Source organism: Clostridium sp. (genome assembly GCF_047718555.1).
GTDB lineage: Bacteria > Bacillota > Clostridia > Clostridiales > Clostridiaceae > Clostridium_I.
Map to the genome: position 1 here is coordinate 46,519 of NZ_JBDNRK010000013.1, position 15,697 is coordinate 62,215.

Sequence of the window (15,697 nt, forward strand, 5' to 3'; positions counted from 1 at the left end):
GAGAAAAACTAACCTCATTTTGTATATAGATTTAAATTTTAAATTATACAAGTTTAAGTAAGGAGGTTTTTATAAAGCTTATGTTACTAATTGAAAAAAGAAATAATAAATGGTTAATATTGTTTTCTGTTGTAATGATGACATTTATGGCATGTCTTGATGGAAGTGTTGTAAATGTGGCATTACCAGTTATGCTAAAAAATTTTTCTGTAAATATACAAAATATCCAATGGGTAGTTACAATATATTTAATAGTTATATCATCTGCAATTCTTATAGGCGGAAGACTTGGAGATATAAAGGGGAAAACGTCAATATTCAAATGTGGTATTACTCTTTTTACTATTGGCTCACTATTATGTGGAATTTCAAATTCAATATATTCATTAATAATTGCTAGAGCCATTCAAGCTATTGGAGCATCAGGAACTATGTCAAACAGTTTTGGAATTATTACTCAAACATTTCCATACGAAGAAAGAGGAAGAGTACTTGGAGTTCAGAGTACCTTTGTTGCATTAGGAACATTGGTTGGACCACCATTAGGTGGAGTTATAGTGTCAAATTTTGGTTGGAATTTTATATTTCTAATCAATGTACCAATAGGAATAATTACACTGGCATTAGCAACTAAAATATTCCCTAAAATGGACACTTTAGATGAAAAATTAGATTTTAAAGGTGCTATTTTGTTTGCATTGTCAATTATATCGCTATTTCTATCTTTAATATATGGACAAAATATAGGATATAAAAATCCAGTAATTATTATGGGATTTTTATTTTCATTAGTATTTATATTTCTATTTATTTTTGTAGAAAGTAGGGAAAAAATGCCTCTTTTGAAGTTAGAGCTTTTTAAAAATAAATTATTTTCAATTAGTGTATTTTGTGGAGTTATTTCTTCAGTAGCTATCAGTGGTTTAAATATAATTCATCCATTTTACCTGCAGGATGTACTTAAATTATCACCTGGAATCACAGGAATCATTATGATGGTATCGCCGGTTGTTTTATGTATTATAGCACCTATAAGTGGATATTTATCTGATAAATTTGGTTCCGAAATTTTAACGTTAATTGGTTTAGTATTTATTAATATAGGACTTTTACTAATGGCAAAACTAAATGAAAATTCAACTATTTTAATTATATTGATTTTTATGGGTATAATATCTGTAGGAAATGGATTGTTTCAATCGCCAAATACTTCTCTAATAATGTCGTTAGTCTCAAAAAAATATTTAGGAATTGCTGGAAGTGTAAATGCTCTTGTAAGGAATATAGGATTTGTTTTTGGTATTTCAATGTCAACTTTGATACTATATAATCGCATGAGTTATAAGATCGGATATAAGGTATATGATTTTGTTGTTGGTAAGGAATATATATTTGCTTATGGAATGAGTTATGTGTATATAATTTCTGCAGGTATCTGTTTTATAGGAGTAATTATCACATCAATTAGACTATATAACTGTAAAAGGTATGAGAAAATAGTAAATGAAAATAAAGAGATAAATGATGTAATATAATTTAAAAGAAGTTTTTTCAAATTAAAAAGCTGTGAAAAATTTATACTAAGATTATAATAGTCAAGATAAAAAATAAGGTTTAATGCTGAAATATTTTATTTTCAGTATTAAACCTTTTATATTGAAAGTAACTAAAAAATGATTTTATAGAGTGCTATTTTTAGTGTGACATCTTTTTGATGGAGGTATTCTAAAAATTTAACTAACATTTTTAAATAGTAATTTCTTATATAGTGAATCTCTTCTTTTATTTTATATTCAAGTTCTCTTAGACTAAATATGCTATTTTTAACTCCATATATCATACATGCTACTATTTGTTGATCAGAGTATTTTTTAGGTCTGCCTTTAACTTTGGTACTTTTAGTTTCAAGTTTAGAAAAATACATAAATATGATATGGATAAAATATAAAAATTGTTGACATATATAATTTTGCATGATATTATATTTAATAAATATAAAACATATTGGTTTAATATATTTTATACCGACTGGAGAACCAGAGGTTTCTAACTAAACGTAACTTGTTGTTATGTTGTTAGGAATCTCTGCTTTTTTTATTTTATAAAATAATTTATATGTGGAGGTACCGGATGTCGGAAGTCAATAAGAATGAAAATCTTTATATACATAATTTAAGTAAGAATTTTATTGTTAATAATGAGCAAATTGATATTCTAAATGATATTAATTTAGATATTAAGGAGGGCGAATTTATAAGCATAGTAGGTCATAGTGGATGTGGTAAAAGTACTTTGTTGAAAATTATAGCAGGACTTGTAGACTATAATGTTGGTATAGTTACCCTTGGGGAAAAAGAAATTAGACAGCCAGGAACTGAGAGGGGAATGGTATTTCAGGATCATAGGCTTTTACCTTGGCTTACAATAAGAGATAATATATCCTTTGGTTTATATAATGTTACAAAGGAAGAAAAGGAAAAAATTATTAATGAACACATAGAACTTGTAGGTTTAAAAGGATTTGAAAAGGCATATCCGCATCAGCTATCAGGGGGTATGGCACAACGAGCAGCTATTGCAAGAGCATTAGTAAACAGACCGCAAGTTTTGCTCCTAGATGAGCCATTTGGAGCATTAGATGCACTTACTAGAATACAAATGCAGAAAGAAATATTAAGAATATGGGAAAAGGAAAAGACAACTATGATACTTGTTACTCATGATATAGATGAAGCAATATATTTAGGAGATAGGGTTATAGTGATGTCATCAAGACCTGCAACTATAAAAACAATTATACCAGTTGAACTTTCTCGTCCTAGAGATAGAAATGGATATGATTTTTCTGTAATAAGAAAACAAATATATACTGAATTTTTTGGTAAAGAAAATATTTTTGAAGATTATGTTATATAGTTAAAATTATTTAATTGAGGAAATTTCATACTTGAAAATTTTAAAAATCAAGCACAGTATATAGTATATATTTTTAGCCATAAATACTATATGTAGATGCAGCTTAACAAATAAGTTAACTATGCAATATCCTTAATTAATTATATATTGTTGTAAAAATAAAATTTGAAAAATTATAGAAATAATAAGTAAAATTAAAGGAGTTTGCAATGAATGTTGATGAAGTAATATCAAAAGAACTTGTATCAGATATTAAAGATGTTAATGTTATAGGTATTGACATTGGATCAAGAACAGGTAAGGCTGTACTTTTATCAAATGGACAAATATTTACGTCCATAACAGGTACAGGTGTTAATATGCAGCAGACGGCTGATTTACTTCTAAAAAAGTTGATTAAAATATCTGGGATTGATAAGAATGATATAGCTTATATTGTAGGTACAGGGTATGGAAGGATATCTATGGAGTTTGGCGATACCCCAAGAGAAATTTTAACAGAAATATCTTGCCATGCCATGGGTTCACACTTTTTAAATGCAGGAACAAAGACAATAATTGACATAGGTGGACAAGACTCTAAAGCTATAAAGGTAGATCCAGATAACGGTAAAGTTGTAGAGTTCATAATGAATGATAGATGTGCTGCTGGAACAGGAAGATTTTTAGAAAAGGTAGCAGGACTTTTAGATTATTCAATAGATGAATTAGGAGAAGAGGCACTTAAGTCAAAAAAGAATTTGTCTATAAGTAGTCAATGCGTTGTATTTGCTGAATCAGAAATAATATCGCTGAAAGCAAAAGGTGAAAGACGTGAAGATATTGCTGCTGGTATACATTTTGCAGCAGCAAGACGTGTTAGGAATCTAGTTAATCGTTTAGGAATAGAACCAGAACTTGTATTTTCAGGTGGGGTATCTAATAATGCAGGAATGAAATATGCTCTTGAGCAAATAACGGGCTATTCTATTAAGAAAACAAAACTAAATATGATTTATGCAGGATCCTTAGGGGCTGCAATTTATGCTCAAAAGTACTATTTAGGTAAAAATTCATAGTAGTTAAAAATATGTAGCGAAAGGAAATATATATGAAGATTGAAGATGTTATATCAGAAGAATTAATCTCAGAAGTTAAGGATTTGAAAGTTATAGGTATTGATATAGGATCAAGAACTGGAAAAGCAGTGCTATTGTCTGAGGGCAATTTATATGTTGAGCAAATAGCAACGGGTATATATATGCAGGAAACTGCTGAAGAATTAATTGAAAATGTACTAGAAAAATCAGGAATTGATAGGAAAGATATTCAGTATATAGTTGGAACTGGATACGGTAGAATAGCTCTACGATTTGACGATATTCCTCATGAAATAGTAACAGAAATATCTTGTCATGCAATGGGGGCACATTTTCTTAATTCAGGTACAAAAACAATAATTGATATAGGAGGACAGGATTCCAAAGCAATAAAAGTTGATACTAAAACAGGAAAAGTAGCAGAATTCATAATGAATGATAAATGTGCAGCTGGAACTGGAAGATTTATTGAAAAAGTTGCAGGTTTATTAGATTATTCTTTAGATGAAATTGGAGAGGAATCACTTAAATCACAAAAAGTTATAGAAATAAGCAGCCAATGTGTTGTTTTTGCTGAATCAGAAATAATTTCTTTAAAAGCTAGAGGAGAAGATCGTAGGGATATTGCAGCTGGAATACATTTTGCTGCAGCAAAAAGGGTAAGGAATCTTATTAATAGGATAGGATTGGAGCCTGAACTTGTGTTTTCAGGTGGTGTATCTAATAATGTAGGAATGAAACATGCATTGGAGGTGCTAATAGGACACCCGATTAAAGAAACAAAACTTGATATGATATATGCAGGTGCACTAGGTGCAGCAATATATGCACAAAAAAATTATTCGGAACATTCATTATCTAAAAATAGTAATGTCGTATCTTTTAAATTGAATTTAGATTATCTAAAACATAGAATTGAAGAACAGCATGAAATAATAGCTGATAAAAGTATAGAAACTAAAAAAGTAGGATATTTATGTTCTTATACTCCTGTAGAATTAATAAATGCATCAGGGGCAATACATACTAGGCTTTTTAAAGCAGGAGATCCTGATACTGTATCAGTTGGTGAGATAATGACAAAAAGTGTTTTTTGTGATCTAACAAAAAGTTGTCTAGGTTCTTTTAAAACTGGGGATCCATTGCATAATGCTTTAGATAAAGTATATACATTTTATACTTGTGATTCTATGAAGAAGGTTGCGGAAGCTATTAATGAAAACTTTATTCCTACAGATATATATCTTCTTCCAAGAAATAAAGAAAGAGATGAATCAAGGCAATTTTTTAAAAAAGAACTTATAAATTTTAAAAATAGTTTAGAAAACTTAACTGGTAAGAAGATTACTGAAGATGATCTTAGAGGACAGATTGTATTGTATAACAAGAATCGTGCGCTTTTGAAGAAAATATCAGATTTAAGAAAGCGAAATAATCCACCTTTGACGGGACAAGATTTTCTTGAATTAACAAAAGCAGCTTACTATTTGCCGCCAGAAGAACAATTACAAATATTTACTGATTTATATGAAGAGTTATCAGCTGTTCCTGACAATGGGGTACGTCCGATACGTATTATGATGACAGGTGGAATTGTTGGTGATGGTGATCGTAGATTATTAGAAATTGTTGAAAATGAGATTGGAGCAAGAATAGTAGTAGAAGATCATTGCAGCGGATTAAGCCCTTTCTATTATCAAATTTCTGAGAATGAAGATCCATACTTAGCTCTTGCAGATGGATATTTAAATCAAGCACCTTGTGCAAGAATGTCACCACTTGAGGATAGAATAGATTTTTCAGGAAAGCTTGCTAAAGAATATGATGTAGATGCGGTATTATTTACGTACTTAAAATTTTGTCCTTGCTATGGTATTACAAAGAATAATTTCTTAAGATATTTCCAGAGTTTAGGGTTACCAGTACTTGAACTTCCGATAGATTATTCGAGAGGTGATGAAGGTCAGATTAAAACTAGGGTTGAGGCGTTTATAGAAGTTTTATCAGAGAAGGGAAGTGCGTAAATATGGCTACAAAAGAATTACAAAGTCAACTTGAGTATATTATACGAAGCAAAGAAGAAGTTCACAGCTATTCGAAAGGAGTAGGAAGGCTTTATGATTTGGCAATATCTTATATCCATGATGCAGAGTTAGCTTACAAAGAGGGAAAAAATGCAGCTTGGACAATGACAATATGGGAAGTTCCTCTTTTATATGCTTGTGATACAATACCAGTTGCATTCACTGAACTTGGAAGACTAGGTAGTGCCGATTCAATTACAGTTGCAGAAGATTATTTTCAAATTCCTCGTGAAACCTGTTCAATGGTAGCTGCAATACTCGGTGAATGGTACTTAAGAAAAGAAACAGGAATAAAGAAAATACTTGGTTTTAATTCTTCTTGTGAACCATTTAATGTTGCTTGGGAACTAATAAAAAATGAGGGATATGATGTGTATCGAGTGGATACGGTATACAGACCACCACATTGCGATGGAGAAAGATATGAACAGTTAGTGGAATTCTTAACTGAAGAACTCAAAGCAGCCGCAAATTGGCTAACAAATGGAAAAGGGATAAATGAAGAAAAGCTAAAATTTGAAATTAAAAGAAGAAATAGAATTCTCCAAAAAGTTCAAAGAATTATGCAACTTCGATATAAGCATCCTCTATATATTAAAAGTCTTGCTACAATGTATCTTTTAATGGGTTCTGGTAACTATTTTGGTAAGCCAGATGAATATGAAGAAGTACTTGATTTGTTATTAGGAGAACTTGAAAATAGACCTGCTAATTTTGAAGAGAATGCTAAAGTGGTACCTCTTATATGGGCTGGAGGTAGAGGACAAGAATTTGGTGTGTATGAGGCGATTGATGATTGTGGAGGATCACTATTAGGTTGGATGTCTCCAAATCCTTTTGTTAGGTTATATAGGGAAGATGTGCCACCTGTTGAATCACTAGCTAGATATAACTTAGATGGACAAACAGCAGGAGCTTTTGAGCATAGGATTAGTGTTTTTGAAAAACAGATTGAAAAGAGTAATGCGAAGGGAATTATTCTTTATGGTTATGTTGGCTGTTCGTTTGGTGGCGTTGAGCAAGAAATGGAAAGGGAACATTTTCATAAAAGAGGAATACCAAGCATAAGTCTTGAAGGAAGTTTTCAAGTGGGACCACCAAGTGGTCAGTTACTGACAAGAATAAGAGCTTTTATTGAAATGTTATCATAGTAAACCAGCTATTAAAATAAGTATAATAAAATATATTTATTGTTAAATATTACGAAGGTAGGAAGTATATTAATTAAAATTTTTAAAAATAAGTTTTTATAGAGCAGTATCTAAAATGAAATTATGTGAGTAATTTAAAATAAAAAATTATATAATGAATTTAATGTTGAAATTTATTAAAGGAAAAATTATATCAAGAATTAAAATTAAAGTTAGCTTTAAGTGTTGAGGGTGTTACTTATGATGTAGGTGTTTTTGATAGTCTTTTAGAGCATAATGAAAGTTTAAAAAAGCTGAATTATTACACTTGGGATAAGGAATTATTAACAAAGAAAAGTTATAATATACCCTATGGATTTATCTTGGAAAATGGTTTTGGCGTTGGACTTATAACTGATAAAAATTCGCCTTATAAAATTGTAGAAAAAGATGGGGTTTTTAGTATTGATTACAGAGGAGAAAAGTTATCAGATATAACCTTTCCAAAAACTCCTGAATTTTATTCCAAAACAACAAATGATGGTGTAAGTATGAGAGATATTGCATCTGATTCAGCTATAGGAAGTGTTGATGAGAGTCTTGTTGTTGCTTATAGCACTGAGTGTTCTGTTAAAGATAAAGGACAAACTTGCTTATTTTGTGTAATGAATGGAACAAAAGGACTAGATGGTGGAGAAGATAGACCGGCTTGGAAGTATCCACATCAAATTGCTGAAACTGTAAAAGCTGGTTATGATGAAGGGTATAAGCATTTAACAATTACAGGAGGCTTTGTACCAGAGCGTAGAGAAGTTGAGTATTATTTGGATGTGGCAGAAAGTATCAAGGAAGCACTTGGAACAAATACCTTTAATGGAACCGCATGTATTGGTGCACCAATTGATTTATCAGTTATTGAAAAGTATAAAGAAGCAGGTTATAGTTCCATTGCCTTTAATACAGAAGTATGGGGTAAAAATTATTTTGATATTGTGTGCCCTGGAAAAGTAGAAGAATGTGGTGGCTATGATAATTGGATAAAAGCAATCGAATATGGAATTGAAGTATTTGGTAAAGGAAATGTAAGAAGTAATTTTGTAGTAGGCTTACAGCCAAAAGAAGTACTATTTGAAGGTATTGAATACTTAGCTTCTATAGGTGTTGTTACGGTTGCTTCTAGCTGGGTACCAGGCCTTGGATCTCCCCTTGAAGGACATCGCTCTCCTACTGTTGATTGGCATTGGGATGTTCAACTTAGGCATGCAGATATTTTAAGAAAATATGGACGTACCTACGAGGAAATATTTAATGCTACACCAGCTAGAACATTAACACATGATATTTATCAAATAGAAGAAGAAAAATTGCCTATCTTTAATAAAAAAGTAAGTAATTTTTAAAAATTATTGTTCATAAAAATTAGGGTATTACCAGCATCATGATTAGTAATACCCTATAATTTTTTTTGCAACAATTATGATTTATTTGGAGGAGATATCTTTATAATCAAAGTTTTGTAGCTATTTCAGCAGCAATAGAAAATATCTTTTCAACTGCTGAATCTTCTTTTGTTGAGCTGAAGCTTGATAAATCTAGTCAACTAAAATATAATTTAAACATTCCTATAATTCATATATGATTAATAATATTATATTCAGTATATTACTATTAATAAATAATGTAAATGATTTCCAACTAATTTTCAGAATAAACGCATGAAAAATAATAGTGATGAATATACAGAAGAAGAGCAGTGATGGTTGAAATATAAGAAATTTGTTGACACATAAAATCTTATATGATATTATACTTGGTAAATAGAAAACATATAGGTTTAATATATTTTGAATGCCGACTGGAGAACCAGAGGTTTCTAACTAAATGTAATTTTTTGTTAGGAATCTCTGTTTTTTTATTTTATAAAATAATTTATATATGAAGTACTCGATGCAAGAAGCTAATAAGAATGAAAATCTATATATATTTTATACTTAATTTAAGTAAGAATTTTGTTGTTAATAATGAGCAATTGATATTCTAAATGAATTATTGCCTATTTTCAACAAAAGTTCAGTGGAAAAAATAATTTTGTAGTTAAACTAGAAATAAAAAACAAGGCTGGGATAAAAAGTATAGTTTTTAATTGCAGTACATTAAAATATAGAATTGAGTAAAGTTGTTTAAATTAACATAATATTTAAGCTTAGAAAATGGAGGATTTCATTATGAAAAAAAGTAGTATTTTAGTTAGTTTAGTGTTAGTTATAGTATTAGTTCTTAGTGGATGTGGTAATAAAAGTGCAAATAATAGCAGTGCTGATAATTCTAAAAAAACCAAATTAAAAACACTTAAGATAGGATATCCGGGAACAGGAAACAATACTGCTGGCGACTTATTAGCTGTTGGTATTGATAAAGGTTATTTTAAAGATGAACTTAAAGATTTAGTAACAGATGTGCAATTTATTAATTTTTCAGGTGCTGGTCCTGCAATAAATGAGGCACTTGCTAGTAAAGATTTGGATATAGGTGTGTATGGTGATACTCCAGCTGTTACTGCTAAATCTAATGGTATTGATACAACATTAGTTGGTGCAGGGAATACTGCTCTTGATGCTGCAATTATTGTAAATCCTAATTCATCTATAAAATCAGTAAAAGATCTTAAAGGGAAGAAGGTTGCCACAACTAAAGGATCCTATATGCACAAAACACTTGCTCAGATGTTACAAGCCAATGGATTATCAATAAAAGATATTCAATTTATTAATATGAATACCTCTGATTCTGAGGCGGCACTTTTTAGTAATCAACTTGATGCTATTGTGGAATCTAATACAGGTGCAGCTAAATTAGTTACTAAAAAACAAGGTAGAGTGTTACTGGATTGTAGAGATAATCCAGAGTGGAAGGGGATGAATATAGTTATTTCAAGAACTGAATTTGCAAAGGAAAACCCAGAAGTTATAACAGGTTTAATTAAAGGATTTGAGAAAGCTAGAGACTTTGTTAATAAGAATCCAGAAGAAACTAAAACAATATGGGCTAAGTCTGGAATTCCTAAGGAGGCATACGATTATCTTTATCCAAATAACAATTTTGGTGATACTTTTAATGTGGAATTAAATCAGTCAGTTATTGATAAATTAAATTCTACCAAAAGTTTTTTAAAGGATAATGAATTGATAAAAAAAGATTTTAATATAAATGATTGGGCTGACAAAAGCTATTATGAAAAGTCACTTAAATAATAAAAGATAATTATAAGGTATATTTAAATTTATGTTTATATATAAGGCACAATAGGACGATTTATTAGGGGGATAAGGTTATGAGCGTTAATGTAGAAAAAGTAGAGAATAAAGTGTTAAAAAGTAAGCTTTATGAAGAATTGAGAATAAAGGCTGAACTTGCTATAGATGGAGTAAATATTGATAAAGATGCACTTAGTTCACTTGATTTAGGAGGAAAATATCAAGAACAGGTACATAGTGGTTTTGAAATGGATAAAGAAACCCATGTAGGTATAGAATATCCAGTAAGTTTTAGATTACCAAATGGTTTAGTTGCACCTTTTAAAAGAGATCGTAATTCCGATTATACTATAGCACTTGAAGGTAATAGGTATATACTCGTTAAAAATGGGAATAAATTATTTAATATAAATTTTCAAGAAAGACCTCAATATTATAGTTTGAAAACTACTGACGGACAATTAATGCACAATATAGCTACTTTTGTAAATGATAGTAATTTATCAGCCTTTTATAGCAATGAATGTTCTTATAAAGAAAAAGGGGAGGATTGCCTATTTTGTAATGTAAATGCTACAAAGGAATCCTATGCTGAAAAATATGGAATATTCTTAAAGACACCAGTTCAAATTGCAGAAACTATTGAAGCTGCCTATAAAGAGGGAATTGCTGACCATGTTACAGTAACTGGTGGAATTATTCCAGAAAGAAGAGAAATAGAATATTATCTTGATGTTGCTGAGGAAATACAGAAGAAAACAAAATTAACGGATTTTAATGGTACAGCTGTAATAGCTGCTCCTCTTGATCTTACTAGTATAGATAGGCTTAAGGAAAATGGATATAGAACCATAGGATTAAATATAGAGTTTTGGGATAAAAACTATTATGCTGCAATTTGTCCTGGTAAGGCAAAAAATAGTGGAGGCTGGGATCATTGGCTTAAAGCTATAGAATATGCTGTAGGTGTATTTGGACCAGGAAGAGTAAGATCAAATATTGTTGGAGGAATTGAACCAAAACAAAAAACAATAGAGGGTGTAGAATATTTTTCAAATCTAGGGGTAATATGCTTACCAAGTCAATGGTGTGCTAATCCTGGTTCAGGACTTGAGGGACATAGAACACCAGAAGTATCATGGCATTTAGATCTTGCAGAGAAGGCAGTTCGATTGCAAAAAAAAGCTGGAATAACTTATGACCAAATACATGATGCAAGCAATAATGATCTTGGTATTACTCATGATATATGGAAAATTGAAGATGGTTTATTGTAAAATATTAATAATGGGGGAGTGGAAAATAAAATGAGTATATTTGAAACTATTTTTAAAAGAAGAACAATACGAAGCTTTAAACAAGACGCAATACAGGTAGAAAAGTTAAAAAAATTAGTGGATGCAGCAAGAGTGGCACCACAAGCTGCAAATTTACAACCTTTAAAGTATGTAATTATTAATGATGAAAAATTATTAGAACCAATTTTTAAGACTACAGCTTGGGCTGGTTATATAAGACCAGCAGCTGATCCACAAGAGGGACAAAAACCAGTTGCTTATATATTAATTCTTGTTGATAGTGAAATAAAAAAAGAGGGTTATGATGTAGATGCTGGAGCAGCAGTTGAAAACTTGCTATTAACTGCAGTTGAAGAAGGATTAGGAACCGCTTGGTTAGGTGCTATAGATAGAAAAAAAATAAAAGAGTTATTAAATATACCAGATAAATATATTCTTCATACTCTTGTTGCAATAGGATATCCAGCAGAAACACCTATTATTGAAGATAAAAAAGATGATTCTATTAAATATTATAAAGATGAGAATAATGTTTTGCATGTACCAAAGAGAAAATTAGAAGATATAGTATTTTTTAATAATAAGATTGTATAGATAATTTTGTTGAAGTGGCTGTACTAATAAACAATTTTAATTTGATTCTCCTTAATTTAATATTGACAATTACAGTAATAAAGGTTATTATAAATAAAACATAAAATATTTATAGGAATACTAGGAATAATTGCTGACTAGAAAAACTAGAGGCATCCGAAAAAAATAATTTTTTTTCGGATGCCCTTTTTTGTAACATAATTTATTATGAAAAAATTTAATTATTGTAATTTGAGAGGAGAATACAAATGGCGGATTTTTCACATTTAACAAAAGATCAATTAAAACAAAAATTATGGGAGGAAGTAGCTTTAAAAGCAGATTTAATTGCAAATGGAGTTGATATTTCTAAAGAGGCTTTGGCTAGTATAAAACTTGGTACGGAAATAAAAGAACAAGTACATTGTCTTTTTGAAATGGATTTTAAGGATCATGATTTTGAATTGCCTGCAGATTTCAATCTTCCATTGGGAATAAGTGTTTCTTTTAACTGGAATCCAGCAGCACTGTATAAAATTGTTACTGAAAACGGTAAATTTATTTTGATTAAAAATGGCAATAAGGTTTCTGATATAGAATTTCATAAGAGACCAGGATTTTATGGTAAGAAAACTTCTGATGGAAAAAACATGGAGAATATAGGTGTGTACAATCCTGATGGACATGTATTTGTTGTTTATAGTAATGAGTGTTCATATAAGGATAAGGGTGAAGATTGCCTATTTTGCAATATAAACCATACTAAAGATACTTATGCTGAAAAAGAAGGTACTGAGTGGAAAACTCCTGTTCAAATTGGAGAGGTTGTGGCAGAGGCTTATAAATCAGGAATCGCTAGGCATGTAACTATAACTGGTGGAGTAATACCAGAACGTAGGGAGCTTGAATACTATCTTGATGTAGCAGATGAAATCAAGAATCATACAGGTTTAGAGGATTTTAATGGAACAGCCACAGTTGCAGCTCCTTTGGATCTTTCCAATATTGATAGATTAAAAGAAGCAGGTTATCGTACTACATCTATGAATCTAGAAATTTGGGATAAAAATATTTATAAGACTATTTGCCCAGGAAAAGCTAATGGTAGTGGTGGTTGGGACCATTGGGTTAACGCTTTAGAGCATGCTGTAGAAGTTTTTGGGTATGGTAGAGTACGTTCAACCTTTGTTACTGGTATTGAACCTAAGAAAAAGACACTTGAGGGTTTTGAATATTTAATATCAAAAGGAGTAGTAGCTATAGCTTCTCTTTGGATACCAAACCCTGGTTCAGAATTAGAAGGTCATCGTACACCGGAACCAGCTTGGCATTTAGATTTAGCTGAAAAAAATGTTAATCTATGGAAAAAGAATGGAATAACTTATGACCAAGTTTTTGATGCTAATGCTGGATCAGATGCGTTGCAGCATGATATTTACCGTATTCAAGATGAAACACTTCCTGTTTTTAACTTACAGAATAGTTTAGTGTAAATATATAAATTAAATATTATTTTGGGGGTATGTATAAATGTCAATTGATAAAAATTTTATAAAGGAATATTTAAATAGTACAAAATATATAACTTTAGCTACAGTAGATGGTGAAAATGCTCCTGCATTAAGAGTTTTGGGTGCTTTTGGTGTAGATGGTTATGACACTTATTTTTCAACTGTTGAGGGAGCTGCAAAGGTTGAACAAATTAAACATAATTCGAATGTTTCAGTTTTTTTTCAGCATGAAAATCAAGAATTGGCATCCTTTATTAATATTACAATAAAAGGTAAAGGTGAAAAGGTAACAGATGAAGTAGAACTTAAAAAAGCTATTGAGGTAATAGGTAATAGAAATTCTAGATTTAAAGAAAGAATTGAAAAGGATGGCTTAGGTAACAATATAATAATACATGTAAGTCCATCAGAGTTAAAAGTACTGGATTTTAAGAAATCTCCAGGAGAGAATCGCGTTGAAATTATACCCTTGTTAGATGAAAATTATTAATAGTATGGTATAAGTATATCTTTATTGATTTAGTTGACTAGCTGGACTAGAGGCTAAGGTTTACTCTTTATTAGTGAAGGGTTGAATCTTAGCTTTTGTTCTTGTATAGGAATTTGAACTTTTTGATCACAAGAAACTCACAAATGTTATTATTACTGTATTTGGGAGGTTGGGATAAAAATGAAAATCAAAAGTGTAGACGTGTACCGTGTGCAGCCGCCGGGTGACACATGGGTCTGGGTGGCGGTTAAAACGGAAGATGGATTGACTGGTTGGGGAGAAATTTCTAACAGCGGCAATGACGAAGTGGCGGCGGAAATAGTAACTAAGGCATCATCATTCTTGCTTAGCAAAGATCCAAGACGGATAATGGAACTTACATCTTCAGTTAGAGAGTGGAAATTTCCTGCTCCATTTACTGATCGTATCACTGCAACGGCTTGGAGCGGAATTGACCAGGCACTTTGGGACCTAATCGCCCAGTCATTTGGGATTCCGTTATATCACATGCTTGGAGCCTATGGTAGAGATGAAATCACGTTATATGCCAACTTAAATAGGGGTCTTAGAAACAATAGGTTACCGGAAGCATTAGCAGCGAGAGGAAAATCGGCACTGGAAAATGGATTTAATATTGTCAAATGTGCACCGTTTGATGAGTTGTCCCCACAAGTGTATCAGCCCGATCTTCAACCTGCTATTACACGACTGGAAGCTTTGGCAGGCAGTGTTCCTTGGTCCAGTATCGCCATCGATTGTCATCAGCGGTTCAACCGTTCCAGTCTCACAATATTTATGGAATATTTAGATGGAAAACATATAACACCGTATTGGGTTGAAGACGTTTTTCCGATAGCGGATAGCTTGAACCTTGATATCTTTCGTAATCGATATCCAAATATCCATTGGGTAACGGGAGAAAACGCACTGTCTGCCTTGGAATTATTGGAACGTATAATGAATGGAGGATTGGATGTAATTATGCCGGATGTGAAACATATCGGAGGAGTGAGTGCTGTAAAAACGCTGATTCCTATAGTGGAAGCCAAAAGGATTTGGGTTTCATTGCATAATCCGAGTGGTCCGATATCTGCTGCGTTTTCGGCACACCTTTCTGCCTTATGTCAGCTTTCGGTTCCGCTGGAATTTCCCTGGGGAGTGACTTGCTTGAGAAGTAATTCGACTTTTCCGCAGGAACCCGTCTGGGATGGTAAATATCATTTGTCTCCAGAACAACCCGGAATAGGATTGCAGCCTGCAAATGATTTTTTGTTAGAATATGGTAAACAGTGGACTTCTGGCTTATGGAATTAAACAATATGGAAATAAACGTGGGGTATTAAAGGGAAGCAATAAATAGTT

The 15,697-nt window shown here is 31.4% G+C and carries 11 protein-coding genes and 1 pseudogene; all 12 read left to right on the forward strand.

Annotated features, from left to right (window positions below; translation table 11 throughout):
- The first annotated feature begins 80 nt into the window (after nucleotides 1-80).
- The 12 genes and pseudogenes from ABF633_RS07490 to ABF633_RS07545 all read left to right on the forward strand — a co-directional run bounded on the left by ABF633_RS07490 (nucleotide 81) and on the right by ABF633_RS07545 (nucleotide 15,649).
- Nucleotides 81-1,535: a DHA2 family efflux MFS transporter permease subunit gene (locus ABF633_RS07490; protein ID WP_415523042.1), complete on the forward strand. Its 1,455-nt coding sequence runs from the start codon at nucleotides 81-83 to the stop codon at nucleotides 1,533-1,535.
- A 595-nt stretch (nucleotides 1,536-2,130) separates the two neighbouring features.
- Nucleotides 2,131-2,916, forward strand: coding sequence for an ABC transporter ATP-binding protein (locus tag ABF633_RS07495; protein ID WP_415523043.1), 786 nt, complete (start codon nucleotides 2,131-2,133; stop codon nucleotides 2,914-2,916).
- 209 nt (nucleotides 2,917-3,125) lie between these two features.
- Nucleotides 3,126-3,974, forward strand: a complete 849-nt coding sequence (locus ABF633_RS07500; RefSeq protein WP_415523044.1) for an acyl-CoA dehydratase activase — start codon at nucleotides 3,126-3,128, stop codon at nucleotides 3,972-3,974.
- Between the two features lie 32 nt (nucleotides 3,975-4,006).
- A complete protein-coding gene (locus ABF633_RS07505) occupies nucleotides 4,007-6,019 on the forward strand; it encodes a 2-hydroxyacyl-CoA dehydratase (protein WP_415523045.1) in 2,013 nt (670 codons plus the stop codon).
- 2 nt (nucleotides 6,020-6,021) lie between these two features.
- Complete coding sequence (locus tag ABF633_RS07510; protein WP_415523046.1) at nucleotides 6,022-7,230, forward strand: 2-hydroxyacyl-CoA dehydratase subunit D; 1,209 nt, start codon at nucleotides 6,022-6,024, stop codon at nucleotides 7,228-7,230.
- A 200-nt stretch (nucleotides 7,231-7,430) separates the two neighbouring features.
- Nucleotides 7,431-8,609: pseudogene (locus tag ABF633_RS07515) on the forward strand (radical SAM protein); the annotation flags it as partial.
- Between the two features lie 825 nt (nucleotides 8,610-9,434).
- Nucleotides 9,435-10,460, forward strand: coding sequence for an aliphatic sulfonate ABC transporter substrate-binding protein (locus ABF633_RS07520; protein WP_415523047.1), 1,026 nt, complete (start codon nucleotides 9,435-9,437; stop codon nucleotides 10,458-10,460).
- Between the two features lie 80 nt (nucleotides 10,461-10,540).
- Nucleotides 10,541-11,740: a radical SAM protein gene (locus ABF633_RS07525; RefSeq protein WP_415523048.1), complete on the forward strand. Its 1,200-nt coding sequence runs from the start codon at nucleotides 10,541-10,543 to the stop codon at nucleotides 11,738-11,740.
- Between the two features lie 30 nt (nucleotides 11,741-11,770).
- Nucleotides 11,771-12,355, forward strand: a complete 585-nt coding sequence (locus ABF633_RS07530) for a nitroreductase family protein (RefSeq protein ID WP_415523049.1) — start codon at nucleotides 11,771-11,773, stop codon at nucleotides 12,353-12,355.
- A 248-nt stretch (nucleotides 12,356-12,603) separates the two neighbouring features.
- On the forward strand, nucleotides 12,604-13,827 hold the full coding sequence (locus ABF633_RS07535) for a radical SAM protein (protein WP_415523050.1): 1,224 nt from the start codon (nucleotides 12,604-12,606) through the stop codon (nucleotides 13,825-13,827).
- Nucleotides 13,828-13,864: 37 nt separating this feature from the next.
- Nucleotides 13,865-14,335 carry a pyridoxamine 5'-phosphate oxidase family protein gene (locus tag ABF633_RS07540; protein ID WP_415523051.1) on the forward strand — a complete coding sequence of 157 codons (471 nt, stop codon included), beginning with the start codon at nucleotides 13,865-13,867 and terminating at the stop codon, nucleotides 14,333-14,335.
- 180 nt (nucleotides 14,336-14,515) lie between these two features.
- On the forward strand, nucleotides 14,516-15,649 hold the full coding sequence (locus tag ABF633_RS07545) for an enolase C-terminal domain-like protein (RefSeq protein ID WP_415523052.1): 1,134 nt from the start codon (nucleotides 14,516-14,518) through the stop codon (nucleotides 15,647-15,649).
- Nucleotides 15,650-15,697 lie beyond the last annotated feature (48 nt).